The sequence below is a fragment of the Nocardia sp. NPDC004722 genome (assembly GCF_053601505.1).
The window spans coordinates 1-9,705 of sequence record NZ_JBSGBY010000318.1 but is presented as its reverse complement, the minus strand read 5'-3'; the positions used below and the strand labels follow the sequence as shown (position 1 = coordinate 9,705).

Annotated in this window: 9 protein-coding genes; 5 read left to right on the top strand and 4 right to left on the bottom strand. The window is 67.7% G+C overall.

Translation table 11 applies throughout. The features are described 5' to 3' along the window. Positions 1-400: 400 nt before the first annotated feature. The 3 genes from ACWELQ_RS27270 to ACWELQ_RS27260 all read right to left on the bottom strand — a co-directional run bounded on the left by ACWELQ_RS27270 (position 401) and on the right by ACWELQ_RS27260 (position 1,967). Positions 401-838, bottom strand: coding sequence for a DNA-binding protein (locus tag ACWELQ_RS27270; RefSeq protein WP_452399896.1), 438 nt, complete (start codon positions 836-838; stop codon positions 401-403). Next, a complete protein-coding gene (locus ACWELQ_RS27265) occupies positions 820-1,104 on the bottom strand; it encodes a hypothetical protein (protein ID WP_452399895.1) in 285 nt (94 codons plus the stop codon). Before ACWELQ_RS27265 ends, ACWELQ_RS27270 begins: the two co-directional genes overlap by 19 nt. A gap of 83 nt (positions 1,105-1,187) precedes the next feature. Further along, positions 1,188-1,967: a helix-turn-helix domain-containing protein gene (locus ACWELQ_RS27260; protein ID WP_452399894.1), complete on the bottom strand. Its 780-nt coding sequence runs from the start codon at positions 1,965-1,967 to the stop codon at positions 1,188-1,190. A 97-nt stretch (positions 1,968-2,064) separates the two neighbouring features. Here ACWELQ_RS27260 and ACWELQ_RS27255 point away from each other — a divergent pair, with 97 nt between their 5' ends. From ACWELQ_RS27255 to helR, 3 genes are all read left to right on the top strand, one after another. Next, on the top strand, positions 2,065-2,475 hold the full coding sequence (locus ACWELQ_RS27255) for a carboxymuconolactone decarboxylase family protein (protein ID WP_452399893.1): 411 nt from the start codon (positions 2,065-2,067) through the stop codon (positions 2,473-2,475). Between the two features lie 10 nt (positions 2,476-2,485). After that, on the top strand, positions 2,486-2,977 hold the full coding sequence (locus ACWELQ_RS27250) for a nuclear transport factor 2 family protein (RefSeq protein ID WP_452399892.1): 492 nt from the start codon (positions 2,486-2,488) through the stop codon (positions 2,975-2,977). A gap of 175 nt (positions 2,978-3,152) precedes the next feature. Further along, complete coding sequence (gene helR / locus ACWELQ_RS27245) at positions 3,153-5,336, top strand: RNA polymerase recycling motor ATPase HelR (RefSeq protein ID WP_452399891.1); 2,184 nt, start codon at positions 3,153-3,155, stop codon at positions 5,334-5,336. Here helR and glnA read toward each other — a convergent pair. Then, entirely contained in the window at positions 5,321-6,757 is a 1,437-nt protein-coding gene (gene glnA / locus ACWELQ_RS27240; protein ID WP_452399890.1) for a type I glutamate--ammonia ligase, read from the bottom strand. The genes helR and glnA overlap by 16 nt on opposite strands. A 330-nt stretch (positions 6,758-7,087) precedes the next feature. Here glnA and ACWELQ_RS27235 point away from each other — a divergent pair, with 330 nt between their 5' ends. Together ACWELQ_RS27235 and ACWELQ_RS27230 are read left to right on the top strand one after the other, a co-directional pair. Further along, positions 7,088-8,851 carry an AMP-dependent synthetase/ligase gene (locus ACWELQ_RS27235; protein WP_452399897.1) on the top strand — a complete coding sequence of 588 codons (1,764 nt, stop codon included), beginning with the start codon at positions 7,088-7,090 and terminating at the stop codon, positions 8,849-8,851. A gap of 10 nt (positions 8,852-8,861) precedes the next feature. Continuing rightward, the coding region (locus ACWELQ_RS27230) for a hypothetical protein (protein ID WP_452399889.1) at positions 8,862-9,705 on the top strand (844 nt) is incomplete at its 3' end.

Genomic DNA, 9,705 nt, shown 5'->3' with positions numbered 1-9,705 from the left:
GGGCTCGGGCGCCACGTCCAGGCCGTCGTCGAACGCCGTCAACCGGGCCAGCGCTTCCTCCGCCAGCCCCGCTTCGAGCATGCCGCTCGCCTCGTTCATCACTTCGACGAACGCATTTCGATCCATGGCCTACTCGCCTTCCCGCATCTGTCAGCCCCGGATCGTATGACCGCACCGCTACCCCGCGCGGCCAGTGAGGTCAAGGTCATAGTTTCAACCCACCCCACATGACCACGCAGCATCTTTCGCGTGGCACGTTGTGTCACAACGGTATTCCCGCACCGTGCCACGAACCCGCCTCCCTGCGGGCAAATCTCGTGTCACGGCCGATCCGTTGGCCCCAATCTAACGACAACCCGCCCACACGCCACGCATCCGCCCCTCGGAGTGTCGGGCACGGTCACAGGGGGATGATCCGCACCGCATCACCGCAGAGGGCCAGCATGTCCTCCGGATCGGAGGTCATGAGCACCACCGGTTGCGGCTGCCGCATCGCCATTTCGGCCACCGCCGCGTCGATGGCGTACTTGTGCCCGTGCAGACCGTGCTCGAGCAAGAGGCGAGACGCGGCACGAGCACCGGACTCATCGACGGGCTGCACTCGAAGGATCGACAGCAGCCATGACAGCCGCGCCATGTCGGTCTTGCGGTGTGTCGCTTCGATGACCGTGAGCGCACTGATCACGACTTCCATGCGACGGCGGCGAGCCTCGGCGATCAGCGCGACGATCGCCGGATCGTCCGCCACAAGGCCGGAGAGGCCCTGGCAATCGAGTACGACGGTCCCCTGCACCGCGGGCCGGGCCCGCGCCGCCGCGTTCAGCTTTCGTCCGGCCACGCGACCCCGCCCGGGAGAGCCTGCTCGAATCGCTCGAATGCGCGCCGACGATCAACCTCCGACAGTTCCCCGTGGCGGCTCTCGTAATCGGCCAGGTACTCGTCCAGCAGTAGCCCACGCAGTTCACGCTCTACCGCCGACGTGACAAACGCTGAGAACTCGCGCTTGCCGACCCGGCGGCGCACCGCCTCGGCGGTCCCCTCGGGTAGCGACAAGCTCACCCGCGTCGCCGGTCCCTCACCGATCTCGTACATGGGTTGCGCCATGACCAGAGTTTATCAATTGAAGTAGGAAACCCGCATGGGCCTTTTGTCTCGGACCACCACGGGCCGAGCAGTATCGCCTCGCCTTAGAGAACCGGCAGGGAGGTGCCTGGGTCGGGGGTGAAGGTGACGATGCGCTGGCGGGGGTCGCCGGGGAGTTCGAGGTTCTCGTAGGAGAAGCTCAGTGTGCCGGAGTGGGGGTGGTGGATGAGTTTGCCGCCGTGGGTGCGCAGTTCGACGTCGCCCGCGCTCCAGAGGGTGACGAATTCGGTACTGCCGGTGGCGAGTTCGTCGATGAGGGCGTTGGTCGCCGGATCGCCCGGGTAGATGCCCGCGACGCGGCGCAACTGGGCGACCGTGGCGGCGGCGACGGCGTCCCACTCGCCGTAGAACTTTCGCGCGGCGGGATCGGTGAACAGTGCGCGGGCCATGTTCTCGGCCGCCATGGGCCCGAAGACGTAGCTGGCCAAGGGGTTTGCCGCCAGGACGTCGAAGAGGTCGGTGATGACCACGGCGGGAGCCTTGTCGATGAGGTCGAGCATGCGCAGTAGTTCGGGACGCGGAGTGATCGCGCCGGTGTCGGTGGTGCGCGGCGGGTGCGCGAGGGTGTGCAGGTGCGCGGTCTCGATCTCGTTGAGGCGCAAGGCGGCCGCGAGAGCGTCGAGGACGTCGGTGGAGGGGTTGGCGGCGCGGCGTTGTTCGAGGCGCTGGTAGTACTCGGCGCTGATGCCCGCGAGGTGGGCGAGTTCGGAGCGGCGCAGGCCCGGCACGCGGCGCAGGCCGGACGGCGGCAGCCCGGTGTCTTGCGGATCGACCCGGGCGCGTCGAGACTTCAGGAATTCCGCCAGGTCTTCACGTACCGCCATGACGGCAGTCTGGCACAGGGCGGGTGTGGGTGGCCCTGGCAGTACGAGGCACCGCGTGAGCTGGTTGGAAGTTTTCGCGCCCAGCAAGCTGTGAATCATGAACGAGAGATTCCAGCGGGGAGCCGCCAGACAGGCCGAACTCGGTGGGGCGGGCGGTGTTCGGGGGCGCGTCTATGACGAGCTGGCCGAGATCGCGCCGGATCTGCATCGGTTCGCGGTCGAATTCGCTTACGGCGATATTCATTCCAGGCCCGGACTGGATGCGGGTCGGCGCGAGCTGGTGATCCTGGGCGCGCTCATCGCGCTCGGTGACACCCGCCCGCAGCTGGAGGCGCATATCGGGTCGGCGCTGAATGCCGGTGTCGCGCCGGGCGAGATCGTCGAGGCGATCCTGCAAGCCCTCCCCTACGCGGGTTTTCCCCGCGTGCTCTCGGCCATGTCGGTCGCCCGCGGCGTGCTCGCCGCCCGCGATCTGTTGCCCGTCACCACCGATTCCGTTGCACCGTAGGAGAACCACCATGACCACTTCTGTTTCCTCGACCGCCACCGCCCAGCAGCGTGCCGACATCATCGAGGCCGTCACCCGCCTGTTCTGGTACATCGACATCAGCGATTGGGACAGCTTCCCGAGCGTGTTCGCCGACGAGGTCACCCTCGACTACTCGAGCGTGTGGGGCGGCGGGCCCGCGACCGTCACCCCGGCGCAGATCCGCGCCGACTGGGAGAAGCTGATCGGTAGCTTCGACGCCACCCAGCATCTGCTCGGCAACCACTTGGTGACCGTGAACGGCGACCACGCCGAGCTGACCGCGGTGTTCCAGGCGGTCCACATTCTCGCCAACCCGCTCGGCTCGCCGCGCTGGACGCTGGGTGGCACCTACCGCATCGGGCTGGAGCTGGTGGATGACGTGTGGAAGGTCGACTACATGCTGATGACGGCCCAGTGGGCCGACGGCAACAAGGACATCATGAACATCGCGTCGGGTGGGCAGCGCCCCGAGGCGGCCTGAGAACGAGGGATAAAGGAATGGGAAGGCTTGCTTCCTTCCCATTCAACCTTATAACACAGTGGGGGGCTTGCGGCAAGGCCCCGGTGATGGCGCACAATCGCTGACCTAAGGCCGCAACCTGCGCGAATGTCGGTTGCGGTGGCGGGGATTGCCGAGCGGGAAGGTGTGTGTGCCGGTGCCGGATCAGGGTTATGAGAGTGAACTGCGGTCGGAGCAGGAGTATGTCGCCGGGCTGTACGCGCGGCTGGATGCCGAGCGCGCGCGGGTCAAGGGTCGCTACAGCGAGACGTTGACGGTGCGCGGGAACGCGACGGCGCTGGTGGAACGCGACGCCGAGGTGCGCTCGCTGTCCAAGGAGATCAGGCGGCTGGGTGTGGCCGACAACGGCCTGTGCTTCGGCCGCCTCGACAGCGTGGATGGTGAACCGACCTATATCGGCCGCATCGGAATCTTCGACGAGGCCAACGAATTCGAGCCGTTGCTGATGGATTGGCGGGCGCCGGCGGCGCGGGCGTTCTACGTCGCGACCGCCGCGAGCCCGGAGGGTATGCGGCGACGTCGCCAGTTCCTCACGCGCGACCGGCAGGTGCTCGATTTCACCGATGAGGTCTTCGGGCGTCCCGGGGATGGTGAGCGCGGGGACGCGGCGCTGCTGGCGGCGGTCAACGCGCCGCGCGGCGAGGGCATGCGCGACATCGTGGCGACCATTCAGGCCGAACAGGATCGGATCATCCGGCTGGATCATCCGGGTGTGCTGGTGATCGAAGGCGGCCCGGGGACCGGCAAGACCGTGGTCGCGCTGCATCGCGTCGCGTATCTGCTGTACACGCAGCGTGAGCAGATGGAACGCAACGGCGTGCTGGTGGTCGGCCCGAACGCGGCCTTCCTGAAGCACATCGGGCGGGTGCTGCCGTCGCTGGGTGAGACGAACGTGGTGTTCACCACCGCGGGCGCGCTGCTGCCCGGCTTGCACGCGACCGCCGAGGACACGCCGGAGGCGGCGCGTCTGAAGGGGTCGCTGAAGATTCTCGACGTGCTGAAGGCGGCGGTCGCCGACCGCCAGCGGGTGCCGGGAGAGCCGTTCGAGCTCGAATTGACCGATGTCACAGTGCGTATCGACGCGGACATCGCGGGCTGGGCGCGGGAGGAGGCGCGCGAGAGCGGACGCCCGCACAACGAGGCCCGCGCGGTGTTCCTGGAGGTGCTCACCTGGGCGCTCACCGAACGCGCCATCGCACGCATCGGCAAGGGCTGGCTCACCCGCGAGGATCGCGACGCGTGGGAGAACATGCGCACCGACCTGCGCGGCGAGCTCGCCGAGCACGAGGGTTTCGCGGCCGCGATCGACGAGCTGTGGCCCACGATCGAGCCGCGAGACCTGCTGGCGGAACTGCTTTCGTCGCACGATCGGCTGCGGGCCGCCGATGCCGGCCGAGCGCTCTACCGCGAGGACGGCGCGGCCTGGACGGTGTCGGACGTCCCGCTGCTCGACGAACTCGTCGATCTGCTCGGCCGTGACACCACCGCCGAGGACGCCGCCGCCGAGCGGGAACGCAAGGCGCAGGCCGCCTACGCCGAAGGCGTGCTGGAACTGCTGGTCAACCGCGCCGACCATATGGACGACGAGGACCATCTCTTCGCCACCGACCTGATCTACGGCGAGGACCTCGCCGAGCGTTTCCTCGAACGCGACACCCGCGAACTCGCCGAACGCGCTGCCTCCGACCGCGATTGGACCTACCGCCACATCGTGGTCGACGAGGCCCAGGAGCTTTCGGAGATGGACTGGCGAGTGCTCATGCGCCGCTGCCCGAGCCACTCCTTCACCGTCGTAGGCGATCTCGCGCAGCGCAGTTCCCCGGCGGGCGCGACCTCCTGGGGCGACATGCTGGAGCCGTACGTCCCGGGCCGCTGGCAGTACCGGTCGTTGACGGTGAACTACCGCACCCCCGCGGAGATCATGGCCGTCGCGGCCGCGGTGCTGGCCGATTTCGCGCCCGATGTCGTGCCCCCGGAGTCGGTGCGGGCCTGCGGCGTGCAGCCGTGGTCACGGGAGCTGCCGGTCAGCGAGATCGCCACGGCCATCGCGGAATTCGAGCGCGACGAAGCCGGACGCGAGGGCACCAGCATCGTGATCGGCCCGCCGGGTCTGCCCGGCACGGTCCCGGCCTGGGAGACCAAGGGCCTCGAGTTCGACGCCGTCCTGGTGGTCCAACCCGACGAAATCCTCGCTGAAAGCCCGCGCGGCGCGGCCGAACTGTATGTCGCGCTCACCCGCGCCACGCAACGCCTCGGCGTGCTGCACTCCCGCCCGCTGCCGGACTCCCTGTCGGGTCTGCAGCTCTACACGTCGAAGTAGAGTTCGAATTCGTAGGGGTGGGGGCGGACGTTGATCTCGGCGATCTCGGAGTCGCGTTTGATGCGGATCCAGGTGTCGATGAGGTCCTCGGTGAAAACGCCGCCCTGGGTGAGGTATTCGTGGTCGGCCTCGAGGCGGTTGATGACCTCCTCGAGGCTGCCGGGGGTTTGGGTGACCTCGGCGCTCTCCTCCGGGGTGAGCTCGTAGAGGTCCTTGTCGACGGGCAGCGGCGGCTCCATCTTGTTGGTGATGCCGTCGAGGCCGGCCATCATCATGGCGGCGAAGGACAGGTACGGGTTGCCCGAGGAGTCGGGGCAGCGGAACTCCAGCCGCTTGGCGGCGGCACTGGTGCCGGTGACCGGAATGCGTACGGCGGCAGAGCGATTGCGCTGGCTGTAGACCAGGTTCACCGGCGCTTCGTAGCCGGGGACGAGGCGCTTGTAGGAGTTCACGGTCGGGTTGGTGAACGCCAGCAGCGACGACGCGTGGTGCAGCAGCCCGCCGATGTAGTGCCGCGCCAGATCCGACAGCCCGGCGTATCCGGCCTCGTCGTAGAACAGCGGCGAGCCGTCCTTCCAGAGGGATTGGTGCACATGCATACCGGAGCCGTTGTCGCCGAAGAGCGGTTTGGGCATGAAGGTGACGGTCTTGCCGCCCGCCCAGGCGGTGTTCTTGATGATGTACTTGTAGAGCATCAGGTCGTCGGCGGCGGCGAGCAGCGTATTGAACCGGTAGTTGATCTCGGCCTGCCCGGCGGTGCCGACCTCGTGGTGGCCCTTCTCCAGGTCGAAGCCCGCGATCTGCAAGTTCGTGCACATGCGGTCGCGCAGATCGACATCCGCGTCATAGGGCGCGACGGGGAAATAGCCGCCCTTGGGCCGCACCTTGTAGCCGCGGTTGGGGGTGCCGTCGGGATTGAACTTCTCGCCGGTGTTCCAGTCCGCCGACGCCGAATCCACCTCGTAGAAGGCGCTGTTCATGCTGGTGTCGTAGCGCACCGAGTCGAAGATGTAGAACTCGGCCTCGGGCCCGAAGTAGGCGGTGTCGGCGATCCCGGTGGAGCGCAGGTATTCCTCGGCCTTGCGGGCCACATTGCGGGGATCACGGCTGTAGGCGGCGCGGGTGTGCGGATCGTGCACGAAGCAGCTGATATTGAGGGTCTTGGCGGCGCGGAACGAATCCAGTTGCGCGGTACGCAGATCCGGCAGCAGCAACATGTCGGATTCGTGGATGGCCTGGAAGCCGCGCACCGAGGATCCGTCGAAGGCGATGCCGCCCTCGACCAGCTCGGCGTCGAACATGCTCGCCGGGATGGAGAAATGCTGTTGGATGCCGGGGACGTCGCAGAATCGGATGTCGACGTACTCGACTTCCTCGGCGTGGATGTAGTCCTGTACTCCGCTGGTGGTAGGGGTGATCACCGCTCGCTCCTCGTGGCCGCGCACGCCTACCCGATCGGACGTCCCGGTCGGGGTCCGGCGGTCCTGTTCGTGCTAACACGATACGTCGCGAGCCCCTATACCGGACTCGAATCAGTTTGCGCAACAAGATCATTGGTAAATTCGTGTAAACCTCGATCACCGGGCCGCCGGACCCGCGCCCCACCGCGGGCACCCCACTCCCCCGCCTTTGTCACTATGCACAAGTACGCGTCGGTAGATCTTCGCCATTGCCAGTGGACCCGCGCGTCCTTTGTGCGGTCTGCTGTGTTCGTGAGTTCAACACCGGCTGCGGGAACGGCCCCGCGCACGATGGTCGAGGCGTTCCAGGCCAATGTGGCCCGCTATCCGCAGGAGGTGGCACTGCGCTCGCTCGGCGGCGGGGTCGCCGTCACGTGGCGCGAATACGGGGACCGGGTGCGCGCGATCGCGACCGGGTTGGCCGGAATCGGCGTCGGGCGCGGCGACACGGTGGCACTGATGATGACCAACCGCCCCGAATTCCATTTGTGCGACACCGCGATTCTGCATACGGGCGCGACCCCGTTCTCGGTGTACAACACCAACCCGGTGGATCTGCTGGCCTACCAGTTCGGCAATGCGGGCAACAAGGTGGTGATCTGCGAGCGCCAGTTCGCGCCGCAGGTGCTGGCGGCGGTGGAGAAGGCGGCGACGCAGGGCGTCACGGTCGAGCACGTCATCTGCGTGGACGAGGCACCGGAGGGGTGCGTCTCGCTCACCGCGATCGAAGCGGCCGAGAACAACGGGTTCGATTTCGAATCCGCTTGGCGCGCGGTGGATCCCCAGGATCTGCTGACCATCGTCTACACCTCCGGCACCACCGGACCACCCAAGGGCGTGGAGCTCACCCACACCAATTTCCTCGAGAACGCCCGCGTGGTGGACGAATTCGGCAGCGGCGGACCGGCCGACAAGGTGGTCTCGTATCTGCCCGACGCGCATGCCGCCAATCGCTGGTTCGCGCACTATCTGTCGCTGCTGACCGGCGCGCAGATCACCACGTCGCCGGATCTCAAGCAGGTGGCCGCCGCGCTCACCGAGGTGCACCCGTCGGTGTTCCTGGGCGTGCCTCGGGTGTGGGTGAAGGTCAAGGCGGCCCTGGAGGATCGGTTCGCGGCCGAGCCGAGCCCGCTCAAGCGGCGGCTCATCGACTGGGCGATCGGGGTCGGCCGGGCGCGGGCGCGCGCGAACTCCGACGGGCGCGCCCTGGGCATCCTCGGGACGGTGCAGTATCAGCTCGCGGATCGCTTGGTGCTCAACACCATTCGCACGCAGCTCGGCATGGACAAGATCCGTATCGCGGTCACCGGCTCGGCCCCGATCCCGAAGGACACCCACGAGTTCTTCCTCGGTCTGGGCCTGCCGTTGTGCGAGGGCTACGGCATGACAGAGTGCACCGCGGGCGCGACCGTGGACCGCCCCGACCGCATCAAGATCGGCACCGTGGGCCGCCCGCTGCCCGGCGCGGAGGTCCGCATCGCCGACGACGGTGAAGTGCTGGTGCGCGGCAAGATGGTGATGCGCGGCTACCGCAACGCCCCCGACAAGACCGCCGAGACCATCGACGCCGAGGGCTGGCTGCACACCGGCGACATCGGCGAACTCGACGCCGAGGGCTTCCTGAAGATCGTGGATCGCAAGAAGGAACTGATCATCAACGCGGCGGGCAAGAACATGTCGCCGACCAATATCGAGAACACCATCACCGAGAGCACGCCGCTGGCGGGCACGGTGGTCGCGATCGGCGAGGGCCGCGCCTACAACACCGCGCTCATCTGCCTGGACCCCGATCTGGCCGCCGCCTTCGCCGAGCGCCACCAGCTAACCGACCGGAGCATTGCCGCGCTGGCCCGGGATCCGCGGGTGCTGGCCTCGCTGCAGGAGGGCATCGATACCGCCAATACCAAGCTCTCCCGGGTGGAACAGATCAAGAAGTTCGCGGTGCTGCCGGAGGTGTGGACACCGGGCAGCGATAACCTCACGGCAACCGGGAAACTGAGGCGCAAACCGATAGCTACCAACTACGCCGCTACTATCGAGTCGCTGTACGGCTAGTAGGAGAGTTATGCACGCGCGATTGCGGGACCGAGCGCTCGAGGAGCTGTACCGGCGGGCGGTCGTGGCGCGCGAAGCCATCCCCGACGCCGTCGGACCGTACCGGACGCTGCCGGAACCGCTGGTCACCAGCGGTTTCGAGCGCGGCACCAAGCTGAATGTGGATCTGTTCTTCGACTACATCCGCAGTGGTCGCGCCCCCGCGCCGGAGGAGACCCACGAGCTGGTGCAGATCGCGTTGAGCCGGGTGCGCGACGGGGAGACCCTCGAGGACGTGCTCAGCCGCTACAGCCTTGGCGCGGAATACATCTGGTCGCGGTTGAAGGAGACCGCGACCGAGCCCGAACGCGAACTGCTCAACGACGCGGCGGTCTCGCTGCTGCAGTACGTCACCTTGATGACCACCCGCATCGCCACCGCGTGCGTGCAGCGCGCGCACGATCCGCGCTGGGAACTGCTGGAACGCCGCCGCGCGATCGCCGACGCCCTGCTGACCGGGCGCGATCCGATCGAGTGGGCCGAGGAACCGGCCATCGCGGTCCCGGACGCGTTCCTACTGGCTGTCTTCCGGCTGGGCGCCACCCGCGGCAGCGACACCAGCGAGTTACGTCACCGCATCGAGGCGATCCCCGGGGTGTTCCTGCGTTTGGACAGCGGCGGCTGGACCGCGCTGCTGCCTCTACAACCCGGCGACGACGGCACCGCCACGCTGGCCGCGCTCACGGGCCGCCTGCCCGCGCACGGTCAGCTCCCCCGGCCCGAGCCGGGGCAGTCCACGGAGGTGCCGCCGCGCTCCGGACCGCCCGCGCCCTACTGGGTCGGGGTGGCGACCGCGCACTCGCGAGCCGCCGTTC